Annotated in this window: 28 protein-coding genes and 2 pseudogenes; 10 read left to right on the top strand and 20 right to left on the bottom strand. The window is 46.9% G+C overall.

What is annotated here, in order from left to right:
• Nucleotides 1-141: 141 nt before the first annotated feature.
• The 3 genes and pseudogenes from C7R92_RS11235 to C7R92_RS11225 form a co-directional block, all read right to left on the bottom strand.
• Nucleotides 142-645, bottom strand: coding sequence for a DinB family protein (locus C7R92_RS11235; RefSeq protein ID WP_106834312.1), 504 nt, complete (start codon nucleotides 643-645; stop codon nucleotides 142-144).
• A gap of 52 nt (nucleotides 646-697) precedes the next feature.
• Nucleotides 698-1,767: pseudogene (locus C7R92_RS11230) on the bottom strand (saccharopine dehydrogenase family protein); the annotation flags it as partial.
• Nucleotides 1,764-3,152 carry an MFS transporter gene (locus C7R92_RS11225; protein WP_106834311.1) on the bottom strand — a complete coding sequence of 463 codons (1,389 nt, stop codon included), beginning with the start codon at nucleotides 3,150-3,152 and terminating at the stop codon, nucleotides 1,764-1,766. The gene C7R92_RS11225 and the pseudogene C7R92_RS11230, both read right to left, overlap by 4 nt.
• Before the next feature lie 134 nt (nucleotides 3,153-3,286).
• On the opposite strand from C7R92_RS11225, the pseudogene C7R92_RS11220 reads away from it, so the two are divergent.
• Nucleotides 3,287-4,355: pseudogene (locus C7R92_RS11220) on the top strand (response regulator transcription factor).
• Nucleotides 4,356-4,417: 62 nt separating this feature from the next.
• On the opposite strand, the gene C7R92_RS11215 reads toward C7R92_RS11220, so the two are convergent.
• The 6 genes from C7R92_RS11215 to C7R92_RS11190 all read right to left on the bottom strand — a co-directional run bounded on the left by C7R92_RS11215 (nucleotide 4,418) and on the right by C7R92_RS11190 (nucleotide 8,157).
• Nucleotides 4,418-4,732, bottom strand: a complete 315-nt coding sequence (locus C7R92_RS11215; RefSeq protein ID WP_069852705.1) for a DMT family transporter — start codon at nucleotides 4,730-4,732, stop codon at nucleotides 4,418-4,420.
• 19 nt (nucleotides 4,733-4,751) lie between these two features.
• Nucleotides 4,752-5,087 carry a DMT family transporter gene (locus C7R92_RS11210; protein WP_106834310.1) on the bottom strand — a complete coding sequence of 112 codons (336 nt, stop codon included), beginning with the start codon at nucleotides 5,085-5,087 and terminating at the stop codon, nucleotides 4,752-4,754.
• Between the two features lie 99 nt (nucleotides 5,088-5,186).
• The gene (locus tag C7R92_RS11205) at nucleotides 5,187-5,771 is read right to left on the bottom strand and encodes a TetR/AcrR family transcriptional regulator (RefSeq protein WP_106834309.1); all 585 of its coding nucleotides are present in this window, start codon (nucleotides 5,769-5,771) and stop codon (nucleotides 5,187-5,189) included.
• Nucleotides 5,772-5,833: 62 nt separating this feature from the next.
• The gene (locus C7R92_RS11200) at nucleotides 5,834-6,316 is read right to left on the bottom strand and encodes a GNAT family N-acetyltransferase (RefSeq protein WP_069852710.1); all 483 of its coding nucleotides are present in this window, start codon (nucleotides 6,314-6,316) and stop codon (nucleotides 5,834-5,836) included.
• A 91-nt stretch (nucleotides 6,317-6,407) separates the two neighbouring features.
• A complete protein-coding gene (locus tag C7R92_RS11195; RefSeq protein WP_106834308.1) occupies nucleotides 6,408-7,514 on the bottom strand; it encodes a threonine aldolase family protein in 1,107 nt (368 codons plus the stop codon).
• 82 nt (nucleotides 7,515-7,596) lie between these two features.
• Nucleotides 7,597-8,157 (bottom strand): bifunctional transcriptional activator/DNA repair enzyme AdaA, encoded by a 561-nt coding sequence (locus C7R92_RS11190; protein ID WP_035290891.1) that lies wholly within the window; start codon nucleotides 8,155-8,157, stop codon nucleotides 7,597-7,599.
• 169 nt (nucleotides 8,158-8,326) lie between these two features.
• Between C7R92_RS11190 and C7R92_RS11185 the strand changes: the two genes are divergently transcribed.
• The 3 genes from C7R92_RS11185 (at nucleotide 8,327) to C7R92_RS11175 (ending at nucleotide 10,780) form a co-directional block, all read left to right on the top strand.
• Entirely contained in the window at nucleotides 8,327-9,259 is a 933-nt protein-coding gene (locus C7R92_RS11185) for a DNA-3-methyladenine glycosylase 2 (RefSeq protein ID WP_106834307.1), read from the top strand.
• Nucleotides 9,260-9,278: 19 nt separating this feature from the next.
• Nucleotides 9,279-10,397: a deoxyribonuclease IV gene (locus tag C7R92_RS11180; protein WP_106834306.1), complete on the top strand. Its 1,119-nt coding sequence runs from the start codon at nucleotides 9,279-9,281 to the stop codon at nucleotides 10,395-10,397.
• 83 nt (nucleotides 10,398-10,480) lie between these two features.
• Entirely contained in the window at nucleotides 10,481-10,780 is a 300-nt protein-coding gene (locus C7R92_RS11175; protein ID WP_106834305.1) for an Ada metal-binding domain-containing protein, read from the top strand.
• Between the two features lie 41 nt (nucleotides 10,781-10,821).
• On the opposite strand, the gene C7R92_RS11170 is transcribed toward C7R92_RS11175, so the two are convergent.
• The 3 genes from C7R92_RS11170 to C7R92_RS11160 all read right to left on the bottom strand — a co-directional run bounded on the left by C7R92_RS11170 (nucleotide 10,822) and on the right by C7R92_RS11160 (nucleotide 12,942).
• Entirely contained in the window at nucleotides 10,822-11,217 is a 396-nt protein-coding gene (locus C7R92_RS11170; protein WP_106834304.1) for a hypothetical protein, read from the bottom strand.
• 4 nt (nucleotides 11,218-11,221) lie between these two features.
• Nucleotides 11,222-12,001, bottom strand: coding sequence for a cyclase family protein (locus tag C7R92_RS11165; protein WP_106834303.1), 780 nt, complete (start codon nucleotides 11,999-12,001; stop codon nucleotides 11,222-11,224).
• A 137-nt stretch (nucleotides 12,002-12,138) separates the two neighbouring features.
• On the bottom strand, nucleotides 12,139-12,942 hold the full coding sequence (locus C7R92_RS11160; RefSeq protein WP_106834335.1) for a MerR family transcriptional regulator: 804 nt from the start codon (nucleotides 12,940-12,942) through the stop codon (nucleotides 12,139-12,141).
• Between the two features lie 92 nt (nucleotides 12,943-13,034).
• Between C7R92_RS11160 and C7R92_RS11155 the strand changes: the two genes are divergently transcribed.
• Nucleotides 13,035-14,045 (top strand): alpha/beta fold hydrolase, encoded by a 1,011-nt coding sequence (locus C7R92_RS11155; RefSeq protein ID WP_106834302.1) that lies wholly within the window; start codon nucleotides 13,035-13,037, stop codon nucleotides 14,043-14,045.
• 169 nt (nucleotides 14,046-14,214) lie between these two features.
• Here the strand turns inward: C7R92_RS11155 and C7R92_RS11150 are convergent, their stop codons facing one another.
• Nucleotides 14,215-15,621: an alpha/beta hydrolase family protein gene (locus tag C7R92_RS11150; RefSeq protein ID WP_106834301.1), complete on the bottom strand. Its 1,407-nt coding sequence runs from the start codon at nucleotides 15,619-15,621 to the stop codon at nucleotides 14,215-14,217.
• A 130-nt stretch (nucleotides 15,622-15,751) separates the two neighbouring features.
• Nucleotides 15,752-16,210 (bottom strand): MarR family winged helix-turn-helix transcriptional regulator, encoded by a 459-nt coding sequence (locus C7R92_RS11145; RefSeq protein WP_106834300.1) that lies wholly within the window; start codon nucleotides 16,208-16,210, stop codon nucleotides 15,752-15,754.
• Nucleotides 16,211-16,341: 131 nt separating this feature from the next.
• On the opposite strand from C7R92_RS11145, the gene C7R92_RS11140 reads away from it, so the two are divergent.
• On the top strand, nucleotides 16,342-16,893 hold the full coding sequence (locus tag C7R92_RS11140; protein ID WP_106834299.1) for a dihydrofolate reductase family protein: 552 nt from the start codon (nucleotides 16,342-16,344) through the stop codon (nucleotides 16,891-16,893).
• Nucleotides 16,894-17,051: 158 nt separating this feature from the next.
• Here the strand turns inward: C7R92_RS11140 and C7R92_RS11135 are convergent, their stop codons facing one another.
• Both C7R92_RS11135 and C7R92_RS11130 read right to left on the bottom strand, forming a co-directional pair.
• Nucleotides 17,052-18,362, bottom strand: coding sequence for a hemolysin family protein (locus tag C7R92_RS11135; RefSeq protein WP_412678976.1), 1,311 nt, complete (start codon nucleotides 18,360-18,362; stop codon nucleotides 17,052-17,054).
• A gap of 208 nt (nucleotides 18,363-18,570) precedes the next feature.
• Nucleotides 18,571-19,332: an exodeoxyribonuclease III gene (locus C7R92_RS11130; protein ID WP_069852829.1), complete on the bottom strand. Its 762-nt coding sequence runs from the start codon at nucleotides 19,330-19,332 to the stop codon at nucleotides 18,571-18,573.
• Between the two features lie 226 nt (nucleotides 19,333-19,558).
• Here C7R92_RS11130 and mphJ point away from each other — a divergent pair, with 226 nt between their 5' ends.
• The 3 genes from mphJ to C7R92_RS11115 all read left to right on the top strand — a co-directional run bounded on the left by mphJ (nucleotide 19,559) and on the right by C7R92_RS11115 (nucleotide 21,573).
• On the top strand, nucleotides 19,559-20,485 hold the full coding sequence (gene mphJ, locus C7R92_RS11125) for a macrolide 2'-phosphotransferase MphJ (protein ID WP_106834297.1): 927 nt from the start codon (nucleotides 19,559-19,561) through the stop codon (nucleotides 20,483-20,485).
• Nucleotides 20,486-20,626: 141 nt separating this feature from the next.
• Entirely contained in the window at nucleotides 20,627-20,947 is a 321-nt protein-coding gene (locus C7R92_RS11120) for a hypothetical protein (protein ID WP_244195721.1), read from the top strand.
• Between the two features lie 116 nt (nucleotides 20,948-21,063).
• Nucleotides 21,064-21,573: a PepSY-associated TM helix domain-containing protein gene (locus C7R92_RS11115; protein ID WP_106834295.1), complete on the top strand. Its 510-nt coding sequence runs from the start codon at nucleotides 21,064-21,066 to the stop codon at nucleotides 21,571-21,573.
• A 57-nt stretch (nucleotides 21,574-21,630) separates the two neighbouring features.
• Here C7R92_RS11115 and C7R92_RS11110 read toward each other — a convergent pair whose 3' ends face one another.
• On the bottom strand, nucleotides 21,631-22,155 hold the full coding sequence (locus C7R92_RS11110; protein WP_017247099.1) for a DUF420 domain-containing protein: 525 nt from the start codon (nucleotides 22,153-22,155) through the stop codon (nucleotides 21,631-21,633).
• A gap of 187 nt (nucleotides 22,156-22,342) precedes the next feature.
• Nucleotides 22,343-23,722: an amino acid permease gene (locus C7R92_RS11105; RefSeq protein WP_069852742.1), complete on the bottom strand. Its 1,380-nt coding sequence runs from the start codon at nucleotides 23,720-23,722 to the stop codon at nucleotides 22,343-22,345.
• Between the two features lie 387 nt (nucleotides 23,723-24,109).
• On the opposite strand from C7R92_RS11105, the gene C7R92_RS11100 reads away from it, so the two are divergent.
• Nucleotides 24,110-24,454 carry a carboxymuconolactone decarboxylase family protein gene (locus C7R92_RS11100; RefSeq protein WP_012684054.1) on the top strand — a complete coding sequence of 115 codons (345 nt, stop codon included), beginning with the start codon at nucleotides 24,110-24,112 and terminating at the stop codon, nucleotides 24,452-24,454.
• A gap of 118 nt (nucleotides 24,455-24,572) precedes the next feature.
• On the opposite strand, the gene C7R92_RS11095 is transcribed toward C7R92_RS11100, so the two are convergent.
• Nucleotides 24,573-25,514 (bottom strand): alpha/beta hydrolase, encoded by a 942-nt coding sequence (locus C7R92_RS11095; RefSeq protein WP_106834294.1) that lies wholly within the window; start codon nucleotides 25,512-25,514, stop codon nucleotides 24,573-24,575.
• Nucleotides 25,515-25,527: 13 nt separating this feature from the next.
• Nucleotides 25,528-26,598 (bottom strand): LLM class flavin-dependent oxidoreductase, encoded by a 1,071-nt coding sequence (locus tag C7R92_RS11090; RefSeq protein ID WP_069852748.1) that lies wholly within the window; start codon nucleotides 26,596-26,598, stop codon nucleotides 25,528-25,530.
• Nucleotides 26,599-26,620 lie beyond the last annotated feature (22 nt).

The raw sequence follows: 26,620 nt of genomic DNA, 5'->3' as shown, positions 1-26,620 counted from the left end.
GCACCTTCTTGGGGAAGTAGGATGACAATGTTACAAAAATTAATATCTTGAATTTAAGATAATTATAGGACTAAAATTTTCCCTTGTCAACACCCCAAGGCCAGAAGAATGAAATCTCTTCCAGCCCCACGCACTTTTTTATCAGGTTGCGTACCAGTAAAGAGCATAATCGGTCATGACAGAAGGATACCCCATTTGGCGTAGCATCGCCGTTATGTTTCCACGATGATACGTTCCGTGATTGACCACTTGCATGATGATTTCTGCCAAGCTCGTATCACGTACTCTCGTGTACGGATTGTCGAGGACAATGTGGCGATCCAAATCTTCTTCTTGGCTGAGAAAAGCTCTGAATTGCTCGACTAGCTCTGCATACATCCGCTCTACTTCCTCCAAGCTTTTTCCCGTTAATTCCTGTTCCTTCTTCCATGCCTCATTTAATGCAGCTTGCATGTCCGCGCCTTGCAATATGAGAATCCAGCCTTGGTCCACCATATAAATATGCTCCACCACTTTTGCTACTGTCGGGAAAACGCTTTGGACCTCCTGCTCGTAAACACCTTCCGGAAGTTCCTTCAAGCGATTGATTAACGTTTGATTCGCCCACGTGTGAAAGTCGTACATGTTTTTGGCATAGTGCGTCATGATAAAGCCCCCTCTTTGGTTCGTCGATAGCTCTATCATAGCCGGCTTCCCTGACAAATATGGTCAGTGATGCTTCCTGCTCCAGCCAATATCTCATTTTTTCTAATGAAAACAGTTGTTCCATGTGGTGGACTCCTGGAGGAAACGCTTCTTCATACAGCGATTTTGCTACGGCAGCCGCCACCATTGCGGTCATGTTGGACTGATCGCGCCCAAAAAGCAGACACTCTACTGTCGCCTCGTTAGTTCCCCGTTTTCCCCGTGCCTCTACCTTGATGGCAAACCGATCATCCCCCATTTTCCAACGTCCAAACGCTTCCATCACGGCTTCCCGTACTTTTGGTTGATGGAGTAATCGGCAAATTCCAATACTCCGAAGGGCCGCCACCACTCTCGTCATCCCATCCAGATCAAAACAAAGTCGGGTAGATACTGTAGGGATACACAAGGTGCGTACCAATGTCTGTTGATCAGAAAACGGAAATCGATACGCGCGCTTTTTCCCCAGCTCCGGTCCAAAATCAACGAGCTTGCCCTCTGTCATGCTCTCTACGGTTACACGCTGATGATTGTTGATCACCTCGTAGCTCGTGCACAAGTTATCGACAGTCCATTCAATCGCGGCCCTCCCATGTCGATCACCGAGACCAAGCATAATGTATATATCCAGCTCACTCACCTGGTCCAGCAAGCGATGAGCTTCCCCCGCGAGCAGGTTGGTCAGACCTGGCGCCAGTCCTACACTGAGCACGGCGGTTCCCACATTCTTCGTTTCAGTTTGGCTCCCCCATTGTTCGATTTGCGTCAAAAAATGGCCATTCGCTGAAATATCGAGATAATGCGTTCCATTCCGCACACACCCTTCTACAAAAGCCGTATTCGTCTGATCCAGACACATGACCACCAACTTTACTTTTTCCAGCATGCTTTGGTCTAACGGCTTGTGAATATCGAGCTCAAGCGGCAGCACCTTCCCATCTGCTTCTCGGAAAAAGCTTCCGCCTTCTCCAAGCTGCGTCCGGCAGCATACACCCGTCCCGGATACGCGTTACCCAAATTCTTGCAAATCGTTGCCCCTACATGACCGTACCCTCCGACTACCACAATTCGATCCTTGCTCATGCCTTCTCCACCTCTGTGCCTCTCTTTTTCTGCCGCTCCAGACTTCCCGCATACCACCAGACCAACAAACCGCTCAGCCAAATCAGGCCACCTGCTTCAAAAACCGCACGATACGCATCGATCATCGGCTGCACTGCTTGATTCGATTCGCCATTCATCATGCCCAGTCCCAACGCTGCGCCGACCACCATCCCTGCATTGCGTGTCAAGGCGATCATGCCTCCGATCGCACCCGCATGCTCCAACGGGACGTGGCGCATGATGTAGCTGTTGTTGGGCGAAGCAATCAGCCCCATACCTGCCCCCACCAAAGCCAGTAACGCGATGATTTCCACCGTTGATAATACCTCTAGCCAGATCGCCAATACGGTCATCCCTGCACCAAGACCTGCAAAAATGAGTGGCCGTGCCCGATAGCGGTCCGAAGCCCAGCCACTAAAAGGACCCGTCAGCGCCAGCATCAGTGGGTAAGCAGTCATCATATACCCTGCCGTCAAAGGGGAAACATGCGCTTGATCATGTAAGTAAAACGGCATGACAACCAGTACGAGATTCGCGAGCACAAACGAAGTAAAGCTAATGAACAATCCACTGGACACAGCTGATAGGCGAAAGACTGCCACGGGCAAAAACGGCACGGACTGTCGCCGCTCCCACCAGACAAACGCCCCTGCCAAGACGAGTACACCCCCAAAAAGAATGAGCATCCCTTGTGAATCCCAGCCCCACCCGTTTCCATTGGAGATCGCCATAATGACTGAGCTGACCAGTAGCATGAACAGACCTGCCCCAACGAGATCTAGTGAACGGGCCTTCTTCGTCTGCTTATGAGAAGGAATGTAACGAAAAGCCAGCCCCGTAGCCAAGATCGCGACAGGAACATGAATGAGGAACAACCACTCCCAGCTCAACCACGACGCGATCATCCCACCTGCAATCGGTCCAGTCATGCCACCAAGCGCAACAGCTGTGCTCATGATCCCCATTGCCCTTCCCCGCATTTCTTTTGGGAGCAACATCGCAATGAGCGCGATATTGGTAGCCTGGAACATAGCCGCTCCGACGGCTTGCACGATTCGAAGCATCAACAGCATCGTAATCGTCGTCGAAAATGCCACCAAGACAGAGCTTACCGTGAACAGCAGGAAGCCGTAATTGTGCAGCACACGATGCCCGTATCGATCTCCCAGCTTGCCCATGAAAGGAAGAAGAGACGCAATGACAAGCAAATAACCCGTTGTAATCCATTGTGCGATCGCCAGCTCCGTCTGGAAAATGGATGTGAACTGAGGGAGTGAGACATTGACAATCCCCGCCGTAAAATGAGACAAGAATGCACCCAGACAAATCGCGATCATCATGAAAAAGCGCTGCCGCTGGCTCATATGGTCTTTCCAACTCCTCGCGTATCTTGTAAATTTAGACTAAGAATTATTCTCAATTATAAAGAGGAACGGGGAAAGCACCATCCCACAAAGATGGGATTTTCCTTTGCCAATAGACGTACAGGAGAATACAGATGAGCACAAATCGGGAAGCGAGCAAACGAAAAGTGATGGCACTAGCTGAACGCTTTTCTCACTCTTCACAAGACTATCGGACAGCGCTCTTGCAGCTATTGCGAGAGTTCGTCCCTTTTGACGGGGCCTGCTGTACCGCCGTTGATCCGCAAACACTTTTATCCACCGGAGCCATTACGGAAGACGGGGTGGAAGCCATTCATCATGGCATTTTTGAGCATGAATACTTGCGCGAGGACTTCAATCGGTATGATCATCTGAGCAAAGCGGCTGAGCCCGTTGCGACGCTGAGCCAAGCGACCGATGGCCAGCTTGCACGCAGTGACCGCTATCGCAATGTTCTGCTCCCCGCCGGTTTTCATGATGAGATGCGTGCTTCCCTCAAGTACGACGGTGCATGCTGGGGCTATTTAACGTTGTTTCGTTCGCAGGGACGTCCCTTTTTTTCTGAGCAGGAGCGTGAATGTATTTTGGCTTTGGCGCCGCTGATTGGGTATCAGTTGCGAAAGACGAGTCTGTCCTTACCCGCTGAGGAAAATACATGGATGGAAGAAGAGATAGGAATATTGATGCTGTCGGATCAGTTCACCTTACTCGCTGCCAATCCCACAGCGGAAAAATGGCTGACCTTGCTGCGCCAATGGGAGTCGATTGATCGCGATACCTTGCTGTTCGCGGGCACTCTCCCAGCTGACAGAATCAGGTCACAAGACATCCATGGCAAAAGTCTGCATTCGCATGCCAGATGGCCCTTACATGACGATTCAGGCAAGCCCGATGAACACCCAAAGCAGCTCGGTGCACCTGGCTGTATTGTTCGGTCCCGCAAAACCTGCTGACATGCTGCCGCTCATCGCCGAAGCATACGGATTGTCTGTACGGGAAAAGCAAATACTCGACCAGATTGTCCGCGGCGCTTCCACGAAGGAGCTCGCACGCACACTGCACATCTCCGCTTATACGGTTCAGGATCATTTGAAGTCCATCTTCGTAAAAACTGGGGTATCCAGCAGACGAGAGCTGATCTGGCAATTGTTTACCCGATTTGGCGTACAAGCGAACCAGTGAAACCCTAGCCAAAAGCCCCCTTCTTACAGCACACGCTGCTAGAAAGGGGCTTTTCGCTATCACTATGCGATGAACTTCAAACCAACAATACTGATGACAATCCCTGTAATGAACAGAATCCGTTTCCTGTCCCTCGACTCTTTGAAAAACAACATCCCTACCAGTACGCTACCCGCTGAGCCAATGCCCGTCCATACAGCATAAGCTGTTCCGACCGGGAGCGTCTGTACAGCAGACGAGAGCAAATAAAAGCTAATACTTGCGAAGATCAAACAAGCAACCGTTGGCTTCCACTTTGTAAATCCTTCGGTCAATTTTAACGAAATCACTCCACCAATTTCTGCGAAACCAGCGATAATCAACATCGCCCATGCCATACTGTCCACCTCCAAGTTATTATGCATTCTCTTCTTCTGGCTTGCTCGACAGCTTCAATCCGATAATGCACGTGAGCAGCAACAGGATAAAAAAGATTTTCAAGAATGATACATCCTCACCCAAAGACGTAAAACCAATGACGGCCGTTCCCGCTGCACCAATCCCTGTGAATATCGCATACGCAGTTCCGACTGGAATTCGTTTCATGGCCTGAGCAAAAAAGTAGAAGCTGGTAACGATCAATAGAACCGTGACGACACTCACTACGGGCTTCGTGAATCCATCCGAGAACTTCAGTCCCAATGCCCAAGCAATTTCGATCATTCCGCCAATGATTAAATAAAACCATGCCATGGTAATCACCTCTTCGTTGTTCTTGTTGTGTTAACAATGAATGAACGTCAGTCATTTTGTGCCAAATAAAAAAAGAATTGGATATGCTCCAATACTTCTTTATTGGATACCTAGTGATCTTTTGCAAAAACGCAGGATTTCCGCTTTATATTCATCTGGTGCTACGTTCTTCTGATCGCTACTGTAATAGCGTTCTGATGTAGCCTCGACAAGCGTAATAATCATTTTGGCCGTCCATTTTACATCAATATCACTGAAGATGGCTTGTTGATTGATAGCTTTTACCAGAACGTCTTCCATCCATTCATAAAAAGGCTTGTAGATCGTTCCCCACGTCTCCAGTGAACGATCAAGCGCAAACCCAGAATAGCAAAGGATGAGGACGTCCCTATATTCATCCGTAATGGAAAAAGTCTCATCAACCAAAACTTCGAGAACGCTCTCGATATCCTTTTTTCCCTTCAGCTTATCATTGATCCGCTGGAAGGTAATCGTCAGCAGATTATCAGCAATCGCTGGAACCAGAGCCATCTTGGATGAGAAGTACAGGTAAAACGTCCCTTGGGCAATCCCTGCTTTTTTTACGATATCGGATATGGACGTCTTATCCAGCCCTTTTTCCGATATGATCTCGATAGCCGCGTTGAGGATTTTGGAATATTTATCGTCTTTGCTGACCGCCAAGTAACTTCCCTCCTTATTAACCGAACGATTATAACTGACTGACTCTCATTCATTTTATCAACTCATTTTGAAACTGTCAAATCGAGATGAAAAATCAGCTCCTCGCCATATTCTCCCGCAAACCTTAATCCTTGATCTACAAAACCCGCCTTTTTATACAGTTGGATCGCCGGGGTATTTGTATGATGAACCGTCAACACAATTTCATCCCGCATGGGGTAATACTCTCGTGCGATGTCAGGCAAGCTCTGTAAAGCTTTCAAAGCGTATCCCTTCTTTTGATGACGGGAATCGATCGAGAACGATTTAAAAATAATCGCCTGTTCATTTGGTGTGTAGGGATTGCCTGTCTGTGGTGTGAATAAGGCAAAACAGCCGATTAAATGACCTTGGTCAAAAATCACATAGGGCTGCTGATCAGAATTGTTTTGAGATACTTCGATGATATCGACTGGCATAGACGTGTAGATCGCTTGTTCTAGCGGCAAATCGTAAGCCATGATCGAAGGGTAGTCGCTTTTCTCGTACGGTCTGATGATGAACATAATGCTCCCTTTCTCTTCTTTCGGAAAATGCTGCGGCAGCCCGGTATGAATCTGTAAGCACCAGACTGCCACCGCCCCGAAATGGATTCATTTACTCGGCTTTTGATTTCTGCTCCCCTATTTTCTGATTCAGCTTTTCGAATGCCAATGCTAGCTCTTCTTTCGGGATCATCGCATACCGATCGCCAATACTTACCTCATAGGAGCTAGAAGATTCGTCTTTCTGCCTTACATAATGCGTGAAGCCAATCCCTGTCTCTTCACTAAGTGAGACCATGATACGCTCGAGCTCTTCTTGCGGCAAATCTGCGTGCACATGAAACATGTTGGACACAGGCACGGCTGGTCTCGTGGATATCCCCTGGCATTGGTTGTACAATCTCGCCAGCTCTTTTGCATGCTCGTAATATTGATTGAATTTATGTTTTCTTTGCTCAAAATGGTATTCTGACGTAACAATGTACGGGTACAAACTAATCAGATCCCCGCCATGGCGTCTTTTCCATACCTTCGATTGCTTCGTGAAATCTTCATCCCCAGCCAGGATCGCTCCGGCAATTCCGCCTATCCCTTTGTAAAAGGAAACGTACACGCTATCAAACAATGCGCATACCTCATCGGCTGATTTCTGGTAATACGGCAGGATTTCCAAAAGCCGGGCACCATCTAGATGCAGCCGAATTCCTTTTTCCCGACAATACTGGGAGATCGCCTCCAAATCCTCATACGAGGGCAGCTGTCCGCCAATCTCACGCTGTGGCAATTCCAGCAACAGGCACGCGATATCGTCGTCCATGCCGAGAACATCGTCCAGTTCAATCACTCTGTCTTTATCCGCCAGCAAGACTGCCTCAATCTGATGCAGCTCCTTGAGCCCATCTTCCTCGTGAATCTCCAAGTGGCAGAGCGGATGATAGGCGACCTTTTTGATTCCCTTCTCATCGCACCAGATGCGTAACGCGATTTGTTGGGCCATCGTACCGCTGGGAAAGAACACGGCAGACTCTTTGCCCAAATATTCGGCCATCTTGCTCTCGAAATTCCCGATGAGTTCGCCTGTTCCGTACATATCACCCTCTACATTCCCATCCACCCTGAACAGGACCTGCTGCAATTGATGGAGGTCTCTCTTGCTGTGCCCAGCGATTTGATAAGTGGTCTTTTTAAATACTTCTCGCAAGGTTTTCATATCGCTCATTTTGGCAGTGCTCCTTTTTCTTGCTCATCTTCAAAGCTTCTTACTTCTAAAGATATTACATTTCACGAGCAGCTTATGTCGTTTATTGTTTGACGCACTGTTGGCGATATTCACTCGGGGTCTTGCCCGTCATTTTTTTAAACAACGTGATAAAATACGGCGTATTCGGCATTCCTACCAATTGCGCAACATCCGCGATCTGGTTGTTCGAATGAACCAGCAGCTCTCGCGCCCTGTCTATCCGCTTTTTCTGGATGTACTCCACGGGCGTCATTGACATGAGTCGCTTAAATGTTCGCTGCAAATGAAACGGACTGCCATGGCACATATCCGCCAAATGCTCCAACGTCAGCTTTTCGTTATAATGAGAATCAATATACTGTGTAATTTGTGCCACCCACTCACGATCAGGCAACCTCTCTCCCGTGGGCTTGCATCGTTTACATGGGCGAAATTCTTCCCGCATAGCTTGGCTTGCATTTTGGAAAACTCGCACGTTCTCCCTCTTCGGCGGCTTCGACTTGCACGACGGTCTACAAAAGATCTTCGTCGTTTTTACCGCATAAAAAAATTGATCATCGTAAGACACATCGTTATGAATAATGGCCTGCCATCGCTCATCGGTTACCCGTTCCTCCAACACATGTCATCTCCTTTGCCATAGCCGTTATCGAATCGCTTGCTCTTACCAACAGTATACCCCTACGCTACGTGATCCGTACTGCTAGAAAATTAAAATAGCAAGATAACGAAATGACAGTATTGCTTTTCTTGTTATAAAACTAGGAGGAAGTCAGACAGGAGGTTTTCGCATGACAAGCGGTCTATCACACGAGGCTTGGGTCGATAATAGAGAAGAAATAATCTTGTCCGTACCTACGGAATTCAGTTTTTCGCAAAATCTTCACTACTTGTCCAGAGCAACCAACGAATGTATGTTTCACATTCAAAACGGGCGCCTCTACAAAGCCATCCCGATTGAACAAGATCCACAAGTGGTCGAAATTCACGCAGATAACGCTCAAGGATTGACTGTGCGTTTTCTCAGCCCTTCGCTTCCCACTGAAACAGTCCGGATGGAGGTAGCACGCTATGTTCGCGATTGGTTCGATCTCGATCGAGACCTGGTTCCGTTTTATGAGCTTGCCGCAGGGGATGCTCTTCTACAGCAGGCTGTTGAAAAGTTCTACGGGCTGCGGACCATGGGTATTCCCGACCTGTTTGAAGCGCTCAGTTGGGGAATCATTGGACAACAAATTAACCTGACCTATGCGTACACGCTTAAACGGCGGTTGGTAGAGACATTCGGAAGACGGGTAGAGTTCGAAGGACAGACGTATTGGCTTTTTCCCACAGCGGAAAAAATCGCCGGATTATCCGTCGCTGATCTGGATGGATTGCGCATGACGACCAAGAAATGCGAGTATTTGATTGACGTCGCACAACTCATCGTTGAAGGGAAACTATCGAAAGAGCTATTATGGGACGGAGGAGATTATCAAACTGCGGAAAAACGTTTGACCCGCATCCGCGGGATTGGACCGTGGACAGCCAACTATGTGCTCATGCGCTGTCTGCGAATACCCTCTGCTTTTCCCATTGATGATGTCGGCCTGCACAATGCGATCAAATTTTTACTAGGCAAAGAAAAAAAGCCGACAAAAGCAGAAATACGAGAGCTGTCCAAGGCTTGGACGAATTGGGAGTCGTACGCTACTTTTTATTTATGGCGTTTTCTTTATTAATCAAAGGAGGTTCTATCCTATGCTAAAAATAGGTTCACACGTATCATTCTCCGGTAAAGGACTGCTGAATGCCGCCGAAGAAGCAGCCACCTACGGCTCGAGTACCTTTATGATCTACACGGGTGCACCGCAAAACACCCGCCGCAAGCCGATCGAGGACCAGTACATTACGGAAGGCAAAGAAATAATGGCTAAGCAGGGCGTGGATGAAATTGTGGTACATGCCCCGTACATTATTAACTTGGGCTCTTACAAGGACGATACCTATGAGCTCGCTGTCCGCTTTCTGCAAGAAGAGATTCGCCGGACCGACTACATTGGCGTCAAAAATATCGTGCTGCACCCTGGCGCGTACACGGACAAGGATGCAGAATACGGCATCGCCCGAATCGCAGAAGGCTTGAATGAAGTTCTGACAGGCGTCAAAGACACCAACGTGAACATCGCGTTGGAGACGATGGCGGGCAAAGGGACGGAAATCGGTCGCAGCTTTGAGGAAATCGCGGCCATCATCGAGAAAGTAGAAGACAACAGCAGGCTGACCGTCTGCATGGATACTTGCCATATTCACGATGCTGGCTACGATATCGTCAACGACTTCGATGGCGTCTTGGAACAGTTTGACCGGACAATCGGCTTGGACCGTCTCGCTGTCGTTCACTTGAATGACAGCAAAAACTTCCGCGGGGCAGGCAAAGACCGCCATGCGCCAATCGGTGCGGGACTCATCGGCTTTGATGCAATGAATTACATCGTGAACCACGAGAAAATCCGCCACCTGCCGCTTGTACTGGAGACACCTTGGATCAGCAAAGATAAAGGCAACGAGCGTCCGATGTACGAAGCAGAAATTGCCCTCCTGCGCGGGGAAGTGGACAAGCGCTTCGGTAACGAATTCATGGATCATGTGGAGCGCCTCGATTTCTTTTTCCGCAAACAAGATATCACCAGACGTGAGTATGTGATTGGGATTTGGGAGCTGCTCAAAAACGACGCGAAGGCAAAGAAAGCCGATGGCCGCGAGCCGATGGAGCGTCTGTACGATATGGTGAAGGAAGCGAGATTGTTCCCTGAGCTTACCGAGGAGCAGATCAACCATCGCTTGAGCGCCTACTTCGCGATTCCAAAATTCTCGTAATGTAAAAGCACTTGATGTAGGCTGACCGTGGCTTCCTCCTGTTGGAGTGAAACCGACACACGTACCAATAATGGGGGAGCCATATGCCTACGCCAAAAAAGCCAGCACCTCAAGATGCTGACTCTGCCAAAACATACACCCTGCTCGGAGCTGATCGCTCTTTTTATCAAAGTAATACTCCGGGTACATTAGGAGGGTACCAGCAACGCAAAATATATGGCCGACTGGATTGTCCCTCTGCCATCAGAGCCATTACGCGAGGCGGTTATGTGCGCCATCGCGTATTTTTTGCGGATGAAGCAACTGCTATTGCTGCGGGATATCGGCCTTGTGCAGTTTGTTTACGAGAGAAATATTTGTTGTGGAAAGCGATGCGTGCGTAGATCAATGCGCCTGCCATTCCGTTCATTTTGCCTCCTGGTCTCTATAGAACACCTGCGGGTATTCGAAAGAGTACATAGTTGCCCGTCCACATTTGTGACGTGATAATCATCTTCTCTTTCCTCCGTTCAAAAAAGTATCCAGCCCCTTCTTGCTCAATAAAGGTCCAGCCTTTTTCTGTCATTGCTCGTTTCATCGCTTCTGCCGCTGATGCTTGATTCGCTTGCGGCCCATACCCATACCAATCGACGTTTTCCTCCGTCGTCAATTTGACGATGGTTCCCGTGTTTTCGCCCAACAGCTCTGTCACTTCTCTTTTGGATTTGGAATCGAATGGTAATGCAGGATACCAGATCAGGGAAACATACGCGATCATGATGAAACAAAAGCCTAAGAAGAATAGGAGGAACAGAACTTTCGCTCTCTTGTTCATGTTCATGCAACTACTCCCCTTCTTCAAAAATGGCAACAGGACGCGCCCATCCCGCGCTCGCCCCTTTTACTTTTACAGGAAACACAGAAACGGTAAACCCGTAGGGCCTCGGCAATTGCTCCAGGTTCGCGAGCTTTTCAATTTGGCAATACTCTTTCTCTTTTCCCACATAGTGAGCCGCCCATAATACGCCATCGCGCGGATTTTGTTTATAGTCAGCGGCTTGAACCGAAAACGGGATATCCCATCCCCACCCATCGGTTCCCATGACCTTAATTCCTTGATCAATCAGCCAATGAGTTGCTTCCGCCGATACCCCTGCATGTGATAGGAAATAGTGCTCCTCATAGTACCTTTTATCTGCATCCGTCCTGATCAGGACAATATCGAACGGTTTCAGTTCGTATTGGATTTGGGCGAGCTTTTGTTTCATATCGTTCACCGTGATTTCATAGCCAGACGGTTTCCCACTAAAATCAAGCAAGACACCATCTCCGTAGAACCACTCCAACGGTAACTGATCAATCGTTCTTGCCGGCTCTCCCTCGGAAGTAGGCCAGTAATGCCAAGGTGCATCTACATGTGTCCCTGTATGTGTCGTGAGCGTCACCGTTTCACTCGCCCAAGCCTTCTGCTCGGGAAAATCCGTTGATTGGAGTCCGAAATACTGCGCAGCTTGGACAGCCCCTTCTTCATGACTATTGTATTGAATCTCAGGTGGAAACGGTTCTTTTGCCAGACGATCAAGAGGCACACTCAGATCAATGAACCGACGTGCTTTTCTATTCATAGCAGGATTCCCTTCTTTCTCCTTTGTAATTTTCTGTATTTTCGCTCAACATTACTGTACTACCTGCGTTCTACCAGCGTCAAATGAACACAAGCAAAAGGCCAGTACCTCGTCGTCTATACAGGTACTGGCCTTGTTTATGGAGATTCAATAGGAATTTGTACTTCTACATACGTATCGCCCCCATCTGCGGATTGCAGATAGTTTTCTCTGCCTGGCTGATCTTTTTTGATCCGGTATTGATTGCGCTCTATCCATTTTGCCAAGTCAATACAGGCCGTAGAAGGAACGAATGGCTCTACACGTTGGACCAGGGTGGCCATCATCGGCTCCTCTGGCAGCATACGTATTTCCAACCTATCGGATGGCAAGGGAATGTCCTGTTTGAGTACATAGCCGATCTCCAATTCGAATGCCGTCTCGTCTCTCTCCGATTCCTTCCACAAAACGATGGGAGAAAGCATCCCTCTCTGCTGCTTGCCTGCATAATGAGCCAGTCGATCGAAAAGCATCGGAATCTCTTCTACCGTCCCTTCCGCACGGAACGAGACAACTTTTTGAGCTTCGACTTGTTTAAAGACAACCTCTTGTTCTCCATACCCCTTTTGCTCGATCGATAGCAGACGCTCCTTGATTCGATGCAATCGTGCTTGCTCCTCCTCAAGGAGCTGTTTCGTTTCCCTTTCTTTTTGCCTGAATATGCCTTGTAGTTGTTCCATGGACATCTCTTCATGAAGCAATTGCTGAATTTGTTGCAACGTAAATCCCAAGTCCTTGTACATGAGGATTCGATTGAGCGTAACTAATTGCTCTGCTGCATAAAACCGATAGCCAGTCTCTTTGTCGATATCCGCTGGCTTCAAAATACCAATCTGGTCATAAAAGCGAAGCGTCTTTAATGACACTCTGCTCAATCGGGAAAATTCACTGATCTTAAACATGGAAAAACCCCAATCTATCATTCCCTTGACTTTCCCCTGTACGGGAACGTTTATAGTTGAAAAAAATCATGCTTACAAAGGAGCAATGCGAGATGGATTACCATATTTTTCACTTGGGAGAGGTGCGCTTGCAGTCAGGAGTGACCCTACCACATGCATATATTGCTTACAAAACGTACGGCACGCTCAACGCAGCCAAGGATAACGTCATTATATTTCCTACATCGTTTGGAGACCAGCATTACCAAAACGAATGGCTTATCGGGGAAGATAAGGCTCTGAATCCGAATCAATATTTTATCATCATTCCCAACATGCTCGGCAACGGGCTATCGTCCTCCCCGAGCAATACAGCCAGCCCGTATGATCAGGCCAATTTTCCACACGTGACGATCTACGATAATGTCACCCTTCAGCATCGACTCATTACAGAGCGGTTTGGCATCAAAAAAATTGCGCTGGCAACTGGCTGGTCGATGGGGGCCATCCAGGCTTTTCATTGGGCGGCGAGCTACCCAGATATGGTCGAACGATTGGCTCCTTTTGCCGGAACTGCAAAAACATGGCCGCATAACATCGTCTTGATCGAAGGCATCCGAGCAGCCTTGCAGGCCGATGTAGCTTGGAACAACGGGCAGTATACAGCATCTCCCGAGGCTGGCTTGCGTACCTTAGGGTGCGTTTATGCAAGTTGGGGGTTTTCACAGCCATTTTACCGCGAGGCATGCTATAAAGCTTTGGGCTATGCGACCCTTTCCGAATTTATCTCGGGATTTTGGGAGGAGAGCTTTGTTCCGTCGGATGCAAACGATTTGCTGGCGATGATGTGGACGTGGCAGCATGCCGACATTAGTCAAAATGATAGATACAATGGAGACTTTGAGGCGGCGTTGCGAAGCATCCAGGCACGAACGGTTGTGATGCCTGTACGGACTGATTTGTATTTCACGCCAGAAGACAGTGAATATGAGACGAAGCACATCCCCAACGCTACCTTTAAGCCGATAGAATCAATCTGGGGACACTTGGCTGGGTTTGGGCTTAACCCTGTCGATACCGCGTTTATTGATAACACCTTAAAAGAACTATTAGGGACAAAATGAAATTATGAAGTAGAGGGACACCTAAAATGGTGCCCCTTCCTTATCTTTTTGCTAGGAGTGACTCGACGGATACAGCTATATCTTCCGGAAGAAACTTTCGAACTGCTTCAAGAATATGGCTAATTTTTTCACGCTGCAAAGGAAATCTCCTTTCTTATTGGGAGGTACATCACTTCATCCTTATCGTAACATCTGGATAGCGCTCCACAACATCTAAATAGGAAGTATTTGGATCACCCTTGAGATTCCGGTCCATGAAGGCTAGCGATACTTCGTTAATAATGGTGTGATTGCGCCGCACTTCAGGACTAAGCGCTTCCATCAGTGGTGAATACAAAGGAACATCTGTAAAGCTGAGATGCCCCGCCTGCCAGATATCCAACTCCACACCTGATTGAGCTAATATTCGCTCTCGCCGCCCTTCTTCGGCTAGTTTCATCTCCGGCGAATCCTCCAGTTCTGGTAATTTGAAGCCTCCATTCATAATCATAAGCGGTTTCGTTAACGGTTTGTCACGATCCTCACCGTACAAGTAGCCATCCATATTAATACCTGCTTTAAATGCAGGATTTTTGTATAGAACATCCACCGCAGTTGCACCCCCAAAGGAGTGACCGATGATGCCCACATTGGAAAAGTCAGCTCGATAGGCAAACGGACTCTCCGTTACACTTTCACTCATATCCATAAGCTGCTGAAGGGCAAATTCGATATCCTGCGTCTGCTCCTTGATAACGGGAATAGAAGCATGGTTCTGTACGTTGTATTCCATAGGGAGATGAGAGCTCATGTCTATGAAAGGAGCATAGCTGCCATCTGGATAAACAGAAATCATCGCCGTTCCAGGATGCTCGACCGCCGCTACAATATAACCGTGGCTGGCTAATTCAATCGCTTGAAACGTATTCGTGAAGCGGCTACCTAGCATATTCCCATGCGATAAGAAAATGATTGGTGCTTCTTTTAAGTCTGAGGCGAAGGAAGTTCCCGCGTAAGTATGCGTCTCCACCTGTTCGAGGTAGCTCAATACTTTCCCAGAAAATCCGTACTGTTCCTCGATAGCTTTGGCAAACGTCGGCAGATTGGAAATGTATTTACCCCCAGTAGCAGAAGATGACGAATCAGTTGGATACCAGATCTGCACATTGATTTTTCTGGAAGTCCCGTTACTCCCTATGCGAGAGTTGTCCGACCATGTGTAGGTAACCGTTCCTACACGATAAGCGCCAGTTGGTCTCTCAAAGGAAAAGACAGGTAACATAAATGGCAGGCAAATGGCGAGTGCGCTGAGCAGAAAAGCCGGCACACTGAGTAAAATAGACTTCTTCCATTCCCTATCCCTTATCGTGTTCCGGTAAGCCCTGGCTCCGTACATGCATAGGGCGATTAGAGCAACCAAATACGCTGGACCCATTTGCCAACGCGCCTTTTCAAAAATCAGGTGAAACAGCCCTGTACCGACCAGCAAAATAGGCATTCCCCATAGAAATAGCCGCCCTGGAGCTTTCCGAGCCCAAATCAAGTACCACAATGAGCCTATAGCCAACATGACAAACACAACTTCAAAAATCCGCATTATGAATCTGCCTCCTTCACACTAATTATTAATCTATATTAATATTTAATTAAACTTAAATATTAGGCGCAGGTTAGCCAAGACATTCGCCCGTCTCCTGGTGCCCCAACCGCTTACCCTTGTTTCGTAATTATTCAACTGTCTTCCGCTTCTGCTCTTCCTCAATAATTCTCCGGAACCTCAACATGATTTCCTTTAGCGCTACCAAATCTTCGTAAGGAAGCTTGGAATAGAAGCGCTCTATGATCGACAATTCAATCTTGCGGCTTGTTTCGATATAGTTCACTCCGGCAGTATCCAGCTCCACAAAAATTTCTCGGCGATTCCCGGGGTTAATCGAACGTTTAACTAACTGGCGCTTTTCCATCTTGTTCAACATTTGGCTGACTGCACTTGGCGTGATGTCCATTTGCTTTGCCAATTCACCAGTAAGCAGTCGACCGCGATCATGCAACAAGTTAATCATAATGATCTGGTTATTCGTAATCGTCTCATCCAGCACATCCGCATATTCTTGCGTCAGCATCACCTGGCAAGCATACTCGATTTCGTTTAGCTCCCGGACAAAAGCGACGAGCTCTCCATTCATTTAACCACCACCAATAATTAAGTTAACTTAACTATTAAAATAAACGTAATCTACGACTATGTCAATTCAAGTGTGTTCAAATCCCAGCTTGTTCACATAAAATGGAAGTAGGAAAAAGGAGGGATCTCTGAATGGCTACCTTAACGTATCATGTTGCCGTTTCGCTAGACAATTTCATTGCTGATCAAGCCATGATGGACGGAAATATCGACAGCACTCTCTTTTTATTTGAGGGAGAACATGTACCGGACTTTTTATCTGAAATTCAGGAATATGATGCTGTGCTGATGGGCGCCAAAACCTACGAGTTTGGGTTTAAATTCGGTGCCAAGCCGGGCGAACCAGGCTATAAGGGAATCAAGCATTATATTTTCTCAAGCTCCATGCAGTTTGAATCCAATGCAGAAGTCGAGCTGGTCAAAAGCGATGCCATCGAATTTATCAAGAATCTCAAGCATCAAGAAAACGGCAAGCTGTGGCTGTGTGGGGGCGGTGAATTGGCAGGAGCGTTACTGGCACATCAACTAATTGATCAATTAGTGCTGAAAGTGAATCCGGTGATGGTCGGTGAAGGTATCCCTCTATTCGGAAGTGCGAAGCCACGTCTCAAACTCGAGTTAGTGGACATGAAACAGTACGCGAACGGCGTAACGAAACCTACTTACAACATTGTTTATGTATAATCTCGCTTAATAAGTGAAACGGGACCCCATCATTCGGTCCCGTTTCTTTTGTGAAATGACAACGTAATATTTTTCGGTACTTCCGCAGCTTCTACACGCTCGTATTTTTCCACGTAAGCTCCTTTTGCCGATACTTTCAATAAGGTACCATCTTTTCGTTACGTTACATCCTGCAGTTCACGAGCTGGGACTTCCAATGCCTTCTGAATCTCAATCTTCCGTACGCGATGCTTGTCTTTCTTTCTGATCGTAAAGACGAGATCATCGTATTGCCATTGGATACCTTCTTTGAGCGTCGAATTTTGACTGTATAGCCAACCCCCGATGGTATCGAGCTCTTCTTCATTAATATTGGCGTTAAGCAAATCGTTAACCTCGGAGAGCAATACCTTTCCGTCCACAATCACATGGCTGTTCTCTTCCACGATTTCGATTTCGGCTTTTTCCTCCGCGTCGAACTCATCACGGATCTCACCTACAATTTCCTCCAAAATGTCTTCGATCGTAACCATTCCGGAGGTACCGCCATATTCGTCAATCAGGATGGCGATATGCGTTCTTTGTTTCTGCATTTTTTTCAAAAGATCTTTTACAGGAGTAGCCTCTGAAACCGTCAAAAACGGTCGGATGAGCTTGGAAAAATCCAAATTTGGATCATCGGCATAATTCAGAAAGAACTCTTTCGTGTTAATCATCCCGATAATATGATCTTTGTTTTGCGATATAACCGGGAAACGGGTATATTGCTCTTCTTTCATGATTCGCAGGTTTTGCTCAAGGGTATATTCCTTGTGCAAGCAGCTCATATCTGTTCGCGGGACCATAATCTCGCGAGCAAGCATCTCGTCAAAAGCAAAAATATTGCTAACGTATCCATACTCAGACTGATTAATTTTGCCGCTCTCATAGCTTTCCGTCAAAATGATTCGCAGTTCTTCTTCTGAGTGACTTTCTTCGTGCTCCTTGGTCAGTTTCATCCCGAATGAACGCACAAGTAGAGCAGCAGAGCCATTCAGCACCCAGATTGCAGGGTACATCAATTTATAGAACCAAATAATAGGTTTCGCACAAAGTAAGCTAACCACTTCTGCCTTTTGAATCGCCACTGTTTTCGGTGCCAGTTCCCCGACAACCACATGTAGAAACGTAACAAGCGAGTAAGCAATCACAAACGACAGAACTGCAACGACTTGTTCGGGTAAATAAGGCGTAAGAAATGGGCTAATGATGCTTTCAATCGTCGGTTTCCCTAATACCCCCAAGCCAATGGCTGTCAACGTAATCCCCAACTGACACGCTGACAAATATCCATCTAGGTTACTAACTACTTTCTGAACAGCAATAGCATTCTTTCTCCCTTCCATGACCAGTTGGTCCACACGGCTTGGGCGAAGCTTTACAATTGCGAATTCAGTTGCCACAAAAAATGCAGTAGCAACAATCAGAAAAGCAATTAGTAACAAATTCATGGTTAGCAATATCCTATCCCCTCTTCATTTAGAAGTCTTACGTTTTCATTGTACGAAACTCCACTCCCTCATATCAAAGTTCGCTTATATCCAATTTCGTCTTAATTGTTTGATTATAGGCAGTTTTGCTATTTCAGGTCACTCACCCTCACAATTGCTGACTACAGGCATGGCATACTCACTCATATCCTACCCTTCCTCCCTCTCTTTATTCGATATTCCCCAGCTCCAACACAACTGGACAATGATCGCTTCCCATCACCTGTGAGTCAATTCCCGCCCCAAGCAACGATGGAGCTAGCCTCTCAGAAGCAAGAAAATAATCAATACGCCATCCGATATTCCGTTCTCTCACTTTCGGCATAAAAGACCACCACGTATAAGCATCGGTCTGATCCGGATAAAAATATCGATAGGTATCCACAAATCCGGATGAAAGCAATCTCGTCATCTTCTCACGCTCTTCCGGCGTAAAGCCAGAATTATTGCGATTCGACTTCGCATTCTTCAAATCAATCTCTTGATGGGCGACATTCAGATCCCCACAAACCACCACGGGCTTCTTCGCATCCAACTGCAATAAGTAGTTCCGAAACCGATCCTCCCATTCCAGCCGATAATCCAATCTCGACAAATCACGCTTCGCATTCGGGGTGTAGACCGTGACCAAGTAGAAATCCTGAAACTCCAAAGTAATCACGCGGCCCTCAGGCTCATGGTTTTCTTCCAGTCCATAACGAACAGAGAGTGGTTCCATTTTTGTAAAAACAGCCGTCCCGGAATAGCCCTTTTTCTCTGCGTAGTTCCAATATCGATGATACTCCTCACCGATCTCCAACTCGATTTGACCTTCTTGCAGCTTCGTTTCCTGCAAGCAAACTATATCGGCATTCGCTTCTTTGAAGTACTCGTAAAACCCTTTGTTTACGCATGCGCGAAGTCCATTTACATTCCAAGATATCAATTTCATCATCGCTTATCTCCTCGTCGCTATTCGTTAGATTCCATGGTACACTATCTTTGTTTTCAATTATAGGAGGGTACAATGATGGACATTGCAATGGGCATCGCATTCATGAGACTTCGTTAATATCGACAAGACCCCAAGTCGGCTCAGCCATTTTCAAAACTCGGAATGGGATGAGTTTATTTGTGTTTGATTGATTTTACCTATTCATGAATGAGGTGTTTTTATTATGTCTAAAAACAATGTAGAGCAAATGCTCGCCATCGCGAAAAACAACGGAATCCTTGTAGACCCAACTACCGTGAAAGTGAATGAATCTGGCTTAGATTTCCTTGCGATTTTTGCAAGTACGATAGATGTCGTCCCATGGGTATTGCGCCAACCGCGCCGTGACGATGTCGTGGAGACAGCTCGTTACGAGAAAAAGGTGTTAGATCTCGTGGCAAAACATCTACGTGTAGAAGTACCGGATTGGCAGGTTCACACTTCTGAATTCATCGCTTATCCGATCCTAAGTGGCACACCGATGGCAACGATCAATATGGAAACAAAAAATTATGAGTGGTATTTGAACCCTGAATCTCTACCTGAGCTGTGCATACAAACATGGGCAGAAGCATTGGTCGAGTTACACGGTATCCATCATGATCTTGCTCGAGATGCTGGTATCCGCGTCAAGCAGCCTAGCGAAGCACGAGCAAGCCTTCGAGAAAAGATGAATGAAGTCAAACGCGTCTTTGGCGTTTCTGGGGCGCTATGGGATCGTTGGCAAAAATGGCTTGCGGATGATACATTCTGGCCTGCTCACTCTGTTCTCGTGCATGGTGACCTCCATCCGGGGCATATCCTGGTTGATGAAAACGGAAAGGTAACGGGGCTCCTGGATTGGACGGAGGCCGAAGTAGCTGATCCGGCGACGGACTTTACGGTCTTTTACATGTTGTTTGGGGATTCAGGCTTGGCTGATTTCATCAAACGCTACGAAAAAGCAGGAGGCCGTGTATGGCCGCGCATGCATGAGCATATCGCAGAAATGACATCCGTGTATCCCGTCATTCTTGCCACCTTTGCGTTGAAATCAGGACTGGAAGAGTTCAAGATCATGGCACAACAAGCTCTGGGAGTCGATGAAAACGGCAAAGAGATTTCTTACTGAATAAAACCAGCCACCGTCCCCGATTGGAGGCGGTGGTTTTTCCATGTAAATAGCTATAATGAGCCATTACTGTCTTGAAAATATGGTGTTACAATAAATCGGCTCATTTGGACAATCCTTTATTAAATAGATGGAGTGAATATGATGAAGCGAGGACTTCTTATTGGCATTGGTGCTGTAGTCGCAGTAACAGGCGTGCTTTCCATTCCTGTTGAGGCTAGCCCTTCCCCCGATACACGTATCATATTGGAGCACACGAACAAGACGTATATTTCACCGCCCTGTTATGAGCAAGCTAACAAAACGAACAATCTAGCCGAAGCTGATATGAAAAAAGCGCAGGAACTGAATTATCAGCCAGAATCCAGCTGCACGGCAAATTCACTTGCCCCCATCAAGCAACCGATCGCTTCCATACTCGCCGAGAACCTTGGAATGAAACAAAGCCAATGGGATTGGTAAATGCACCAGGTTTTGATTCACGAATTGTTCAAGGAAAATAGCTCATGTGAGCCATCTCCTTTTATCAACAAAGTTTATAAAATCATCAAGAACGTCATCGAGAGGAGTAACCCTGCATGCTATTTAAGAAGTGGAACCGTAACTTCCACCGCTACATCGGACTTATCGTTAGCCTTTTCTTGCTGATGTGGGCCATTACTGGTTTTCTCCTGTTAAATGTTCCTTGGTATCAGGAAAAAGCCACAGACTTGAAAACCTCAATGATCGAGGTACCCGCAAAACCAGAAGAGCTAACCATTGCCTATGTGGGGGAGAAGTTAGTAGAAACTGGGGAATATTCTTGGGCTGAGATCAGATCGATCGCAAAATCAGGTGACTCTTTCAAAGTCTACGTCAGCAGAGAACCTATTCTGCGGCTGACTGTTTCTTCAGAAGGGCACATCACAGCCTTGAAACAAGATCCTATTTTAGATTTCTTCTACGGACTGCATGTGGGCGAATGGGAAGACCTTAACTATGTGACTGTGTTAGAGATTATCTCCATTTTAACTGCTTTTCTTGTCGTCTCCGGGCTCATTTATTTCCTGCCCAAACGCTGGTTTAAGAAACGTGAAACGAAAATATAAAGGCTTCGGCCATAAAAAAAGAGCGTTAGCCTTCAGCAGCTAATGCTCTTTTTTTGATTAATAGTACGGAGAAATCATGATGTAAACAATGACACCCGTCGCACTGACATACAGCCACATCGGCATCGTCCAGCGGGCGATTTTTTTATGTTTTTCCACCTTCATGTTGAGTCCACGTGCAGTCGTAATCAGCGCAAAAGGCACGATAAGCGCCGACAGCAGAATATGTGTAATCAAAATGAAGTAATAGATCGGCCGCAGAATTCCCTCTCCCCCGTAGGAAGTGCTAGGTGCCATTCCGTGGTAGATCACATACGAAACCAAGAAGAGAGCTGTTGTCGAGAAGGCTGCAAAAATATATCCTCGATGCATCTTCATGTTTTTGAACTTCAGGATGGAAACGAGTGCGGCAACCAGAAATACAAAGGTAAAACTGTTCATGACCGCATTAAAAAACGGCAGAAACGTCAGATCGAGATGGCTGAAATCATTGTTCTTCGGCATGAAGTACAAGATGGCGATCAGCGTGTTAATCGCTATGGTGAGAATAACGATAATCGGTGTATAGTTGCGTTGTTTCATTCTTATGCTCCTTTTTTCTCAGATCATGAATGAGTATCCCGCTTTAGTCTACCCATTGACGAGCCCGGACATTGGCAGCCGAAGACGGTTAACCAGTCCAGTCATCCTAATGATAAACGAAGTAGGTATGCCGTACAAAGGCGATTTGATGAACAAAAAAAGGACCAACAAATGTTGGTCCCTTTCGTTACTTCTTATTTGATTGCTCGTCCAGTGGTACGGCCTTGCTAATTCCTAGTGCAAAGAAGCTGATGACCACAATCGCCAAGAAGACAATTCCGGCAATCAGGGAAACGCGTGTGTCATCATTGATCCACATACCAATGAGTACCATGATGAGAAAAGCAATAGTCAAATAGTTGCTCACTGGGGCAAAAGGCATTTTGAATGGATGGTTGTCCATTTCAGCACCCTTTGCTTTTCGGAATCTGATTTGACTGATCAAAATGACAAACCACGGTACCATACCAGGCAGCACACTCGCACTATACACATAGACGAAGAGATTTTCTGGGGCAATATAGCTTAAGATAACGCCAATGCCCAGACCGATCAGCACACCAATCGTACCTAACAACGGCACACCATTCGAAGACAGCTTCGTAAAAACTTTCGGAGCTTGGCCATTAACACCTAAGGTATACAGCATACGCCCTGCACTATAGATCCCACTATTACAGCCAGACATAGCAGCAGTGATCACCACAAAGTTAATGATACCTGCAGCAGCGGTAATACCAATCTTCGCAAAAGTAGCAACGAACGGACTGCCGATTGCCTGTAATTGATCCCAAGGGTAAACGGTTACAATAACAAAGATCGCACCGATATAGAAAATCAAAATACGCCAGATAATACTTTGGATCGCACTCGTTAATGTTTTTCTCGGGTCTTTTGCTTCCCCTGCGGTAATCCCGATGAGTTCGACACCTTGATACGCCCCAATCACCAAGGAAAGGGCAAAGAAAAAGCCTGTCCAACCGCCCGTAAAGAATCCGCCATTCTCCCACAGATTCGATAATCCGATTGCGTTTCCACCATTTCCAAAGCCAAAGAAAATCAATCCAAACCCTGCAATAATCATCAAAACGATCGTTACAATTTTGATCATGGCGAACCAAAACTCAAATTCACCAAATGATTTTACCGAGACCAGGTTTGCTGCACCGAGAATCACCATGGCAATTATGCCTGGAATCCAAGGCGGTAAATCCGGGAACCAATACTGCATATACTGCCCAACGGCGATGATCTCTGCCATCCCGACAATGACCCACTGGAACCAGTTACTCCAAGCCGTCATATAACCTGCTAACGGATGGATATACTTATGCCCAAAAGTCGCGAATGAACCCGTACTCGGTTCCATATACAACATTTCACCCATTGCACGCATGATGAAAAAAATAAAAATTCCTACAATTGCATAAGCTAGCATGACAGATGGTCCTGTCCATTTGATCGTGCTGGCAGACCCCATAAATAGCCCAACACCAATCGTACCGCCCAAAGCAATCATCTGAATATGACGGGCTTCCAGGCCTCTCTTCAGTTCTTTGTTTTCCACGTAAGATTCCTCTTCCTCTCTGCTGTTGGCGGTATTTTTGGAAAGCTTCTAGTCATTCTGATTTTATTGATTGAAAAACTGCCGCTTAAAATTCTCTTCACTTCTTATCAAGCATTCCTACTAGTTAGTAAGATTATTCACCTCACTTGCCTTACGTAACATTTGTTGATCACTTCATACATTTTAATATGTTTTTATAATATCCACAATTATATTTACAAGGAAAATACTTGATAACCAAATATACTTGTATCTAAAAAGAAGAAATAATATGTGACAAATCAATTATTTCGGAATGTGATCGTACCTCTATAAAGGATAAGCAGTATGAAAATTTACCAGCAAAGAAATACTATCAGCGATTTTAAAATAGGAGGAAATGGAACCATGGAGCACTATTTGGCCGAACAGTATCGTGAAGGACTGCAAGCTTTTGGACAGCTGATGCCAGAGGCCTTGCGAGCATATAATGAATTCACCAGCCAATGCTTTTCGTCCGGTGAATTGTCATCCAAGCATAAGCATTTGCAGGCACTGGCTATCTCCCTTTACTCCGGAAATGAGCACTGTATTGTCTATCATTTGGAAGCAGCTCTCAACGACGGAGTTTCCCAAAAAGAAATTGCTGAAACAGTAGCGGTAGCCGGAGCATTCGGCGGCGGAACGACCCTTTCGCATGGAGTCATATTAATCAATGATGTGATGGAGGAAAAACAGGGAACGATTCAATGAGAAGATGACCGAAAATTTTTGTGCCACTGCGGTTATAAGAGCTTACAAAAGCACAACAATCGCCGAGATCGCCCTCGTTCGGTTGTTGTGCTTTTTGTCTCTGTCTCTGTCTCTTAGATTAGTCAGGATTAAGCGCTCTTGCCATCGCATCCACATAGCTTTGGCTGGCACGCTGGCTCACTTCCGCTTCGGGGACAAACACTTCAAAGCAGTGGTAGCAGCCGGGATACAGATGAAATTCTACGTCTACGCCCGCTTGTGCAAGGCGCGTCACATATTCGATCGTCTCATCTCGGAACAAATCGAGCTGTCCTACACACGTATAGGCCGGCGGCAGCCCCGCCAAGCTTTCTGCTCTCGATGGCACCGCATATGCGGATAGCTGACTGTCGTCGGTACCTTCGCCCAAGTACATACTCCACGCATCCAAATTGTTTGTCCGGTTCCAGGTTGCATTTTCAGCCTCAATTTCATAGCTCGACGCTGTACGATTACGGTTGTCGATCATTGGATACAACGGCATTTGGAAAATAAGGGCTGGTCCACCTTTGTCGCGAGCCATTAAAGCAAGTGCTGCGGTCAGCCCCCCTCCCCCGCTTGCACCAGCAATCGCAACCCGATCCAAATCGATGCCGAGTGACTCTGCTTCGTCTGTCATCCACGTTAACCCGGCGTAACAGTCATGGATGGCGGCTGGATAGGGGTGTTCGGGAGCCAGACGATAATCGACCGATACGACGATACAATTAGCCGCTTGTACGAAGCGTTCGCAGAGAGCATCATCCATATCGGGGTGCCCCAGCACATAGCCTCCTCCGTGAATCCACAGCATGGCCGGAAGCTTACTGCCTGTCCGCTGGGCGGGCTCGTATATTTTCGCTAGCATCTCTCCTGCTGCGCCTTGAATCATTCGACTTGTGGTACGTACATGCTCTGACTTCACAATAGGCGGATTTCTCAGCATGGCCCTGCTCGACTCCAAATTTTCTTCGAGTTGAAAACCAGGGAATTGCGCTAATGTTTGCCTTAATTCCGGCAGTACTCGACGATGAAAATCCACGTGAATCACTCCCTTAAGCAAATGTTGATTCTTGCTGTGTCTCTGCTTCCCACTTGGTTATTTCCTCTCGCACCCGAGGCGCTACCTCTGTTCCCAAGAGCTCAATGGCTCTCATTACCTGATCATGAGGCATCGTAGATATCGGCACATACATCATAAAGCGTGTCATGCCTACATGTTTGCGAAGGTGAATGATCTTTTGGGCCACCGTCTCTGGATCACCCACATACAACGCTCCTTCGAAGCTACGTGCGGCATCGAAGCTAGCACGGTTATAATGCGCCCAGCCCCGCTCCCTTCCGATTTTATTCATTCCTGCTTGGGTAGAAGGAAAGAATGTATCTGCCGCTAGTTCCGTCTCTTCCGCAACAAATCCTAGTGAATGGGACCCAACTGTTAATCGCGATACGTCATGACCAGCGTGCACGGCCACCTTCTTATAAAGCTGCACAAGTGGTGCAAACTGCCGAGGACTTCCACCAATGATCGCTAGCATCAGTGGCAATCCCAGCAGACCTGCACGAACAACAGACTCCTGATTGCCTCCGCTGCCAATCCATATAGGTAAAGGATTCTGAACAGGCCGTGGATACACGCCCAAATTCTGAATAGCTGGCCGATGACCGCCCCTCCAGGTTACTTTTTCGGACGCCTGTATTTTAAGGAGCAGTTCCAAATGTTCATCAAACAGCTCATCATAGTCATTCAAGTCATAGCCGAATAGTGGAAAAGACTCAATAAAGGAACCCCGTCCCGCCATAATCTCTGCCCGTCCATTTGAAAGGCCATCGAGTGTCGCAAAATCTTGAAAAACACGCACTGGATCAGCCGAAGAAAGCACTGTCACAGCACTTGTCAGCCGAATCCTTTTTGTCAGTGGCGCAGCCGCAGACAACACCATTGCTGGAGAAGAAGCCGCATAATCCTTGCGATGATGTTCACCTATGCCAAATACATCAAGCCCAACCTGATCAGCGAGGACGATTTCCTCGACAACTTCACGCAATCGCTGTGCGTGGCTCATCACTTCACCTGTCTGAACATCCGGCGTCGTTTCCACAAACGAAGTAATCCCAATCTCCACACCATCTCTCCTTTTGCAAAAC

Source organism: Brevibacillus porteri, assembly GCF_003013475.1.
In the GTDB taxonomy this organism is placed as follows: domain Bacteria; phylum Bacillota; class Bacilli; order Brevibacillales; family Brevibacillaceae; genus Brevibacillus; species Brevibacillus porteri.
The sequence above is the reverse complement of the archived record's forward strand: the minus strand, read 5'-3'. Positions and strand labels throughout refer to the sequence as shown.

Bases quoted from the DNA above. Each gene is read 5' to 3' on its own strand.
- C7R92_RS11235 (WP_106834312.1), bottom strand. From the start codon at position 645: ATGACGCACTATGCCAAAAACATGTACGACTTTCACACGTGGGCGAAT.
- C7R92_RS11225 (WP_106834311.1), bottom strand. From the start codon at position 3,152: ATGAGCCAGCGGCAGCGCTTTTTCATGATGATCGCGATTTGTCTGGGT.
- C7R92_RS11215 (WP_069852705.1), bottom strand. From the start codon at position 4,732: ATGGCATGGGCGATGTTGATTATCGCTGGTTTCGCAGAAATTGGTGGA.
- C7R92_RS11210 (WP_106834310.1), bottom strand. From the start codon at position 5,087: ATGGCATGGTTTTATTTAATCATTGGCGGAATGATCGAAATTGCTTGG.
- C7R92_RS11200 (WP_069852710.1), bottom strand. From the start codon at position 6,316: ATGTTCATCATCAGACCGTACGAGAAAAGCGACTACCCTTCGATCATG.
- C7R92_RS11195 (WP_106834308.1), bottom strand. From the start codon at position 7,514: ATGAGCGATATGAAAACCTTGCGAGAAGTATTTAAAAAGACCACTTAT.
- C7R92_RS11185 (WP_106834307.1), top strand. From the start codon at position 8,327: ATGACAAGCGGTCTATCACACGAGGCTTGGGTCGATAATAGAGAAGAA.
- C7R92_RS11180 (WP_106834306.1), top strand. From the start codon at position 9,279: ATGCTAAAAATAGGTTCACACGTATCATTCTCCGGTAAAGGACTGCTG.
- C7R92_RS11175 (WP_106834305.1), top strand. From the start codon at position 10,481: ATGCCTACGCCAAAAAAGCCAGCACCTCAAGATGCTGACTCTGCCAAA.
- C7R92_RS11170 (WP_106834304.1), bottom strand. From the start codon at position 11,217: ATGAACATGAACAAGAGAGCGAAAGTTCTGTTCCTCCTATTCTTCTTA.
- C7R92_RS11165 (WP_106834303.1), bottom strand. From the start codon at position 12,001: ATGAATAGAAAAGCACGTCGGTTCATTGATCTGAGTGTGCCTCTTGAT.
- C7R92_RS11160 (WP_106834335.1), bottom strand. From the start codon at position 12,942: ATGTTTAAGATCAGTGAATTTTCCCGATTGAGCAGAGTGTCATTAAAG.
- C7R92_RS11155 (WP_106834302.1), top strand. From the start codon at position 13,035: ATGGATTACCATATTTTTCACTTGGGAGAGGTGCGCTTGCAGTCAGGA.
- C7R92_RS11150 (WP_106834301.1), bottom strand. From the start codon at position 15,621: ATGCGGATTTTTGAAGTTGTGTTTGTCATGTTGGCTATAGGCTCATTG.
- C7R92_RS11145 (WP_106834300.1), bottom strand. From the start codon at position 16,210: ATGAATGGAGAGCTCGTCGCTTTTGTCCGGGAGCTAAACGAAATCGAG.
- C7R92_RS11140 (WP_106834299.1), top strand. From the start codon at position 16,342: ATGGCTACCTTAACGTATCATGTTGCCGTTTCGCTAGACAATTTCATT.
- C7R92_RS11135 (WP_412678976.1), bottom strand. From the start codon at position 18,362: ATGAATTTGTTACTAATTGCTTTTCTGATTGTTGCTACTGCATTTTTT.
- C7R92_RS11130 (WP_069852829.1), bottom strand. From the start codon at position 19,332: ATGAAATTGATATCTTGGAATGTAAATGGACTTCGCGCATGCGTAAAC.
- mphJ (WP_106834297.1), top strand. From the start codon at position 19,559: ATGTCTAAAAACAATGTAGAGCAAATGCTCGCCATCGCGAAAAACAAC.
- C7R92_RS11120 (WP_244195721.1), top strand. From the start codon at position 20,627: ATGATGAAGCGAGGACTTCTTATTGGCATTGGTGCTGTAGTCGCAGTA.
- C7R92_RS11115 (WP_106834295.1), top strand. From the start codon at position 21,064: ATGCTATTTAAGAAGTGGAACCGTAACTTCCACCGCTACATCGGACTT.
- C7R92_RS11110 (WP_017247099.1), bottom strand. From the start codon at position 22,155: ATGAAACAACGCAACTATACACCGATTATCGTTATTCTCACCATAGCG.
- C7R92_RS11100 (WP_012684054.1), top strand. From the start codon at position 24,110: ATGGAGCACTATTTGGCCGAACAGTATCGTGAAGGACTGCAAGCTTTT.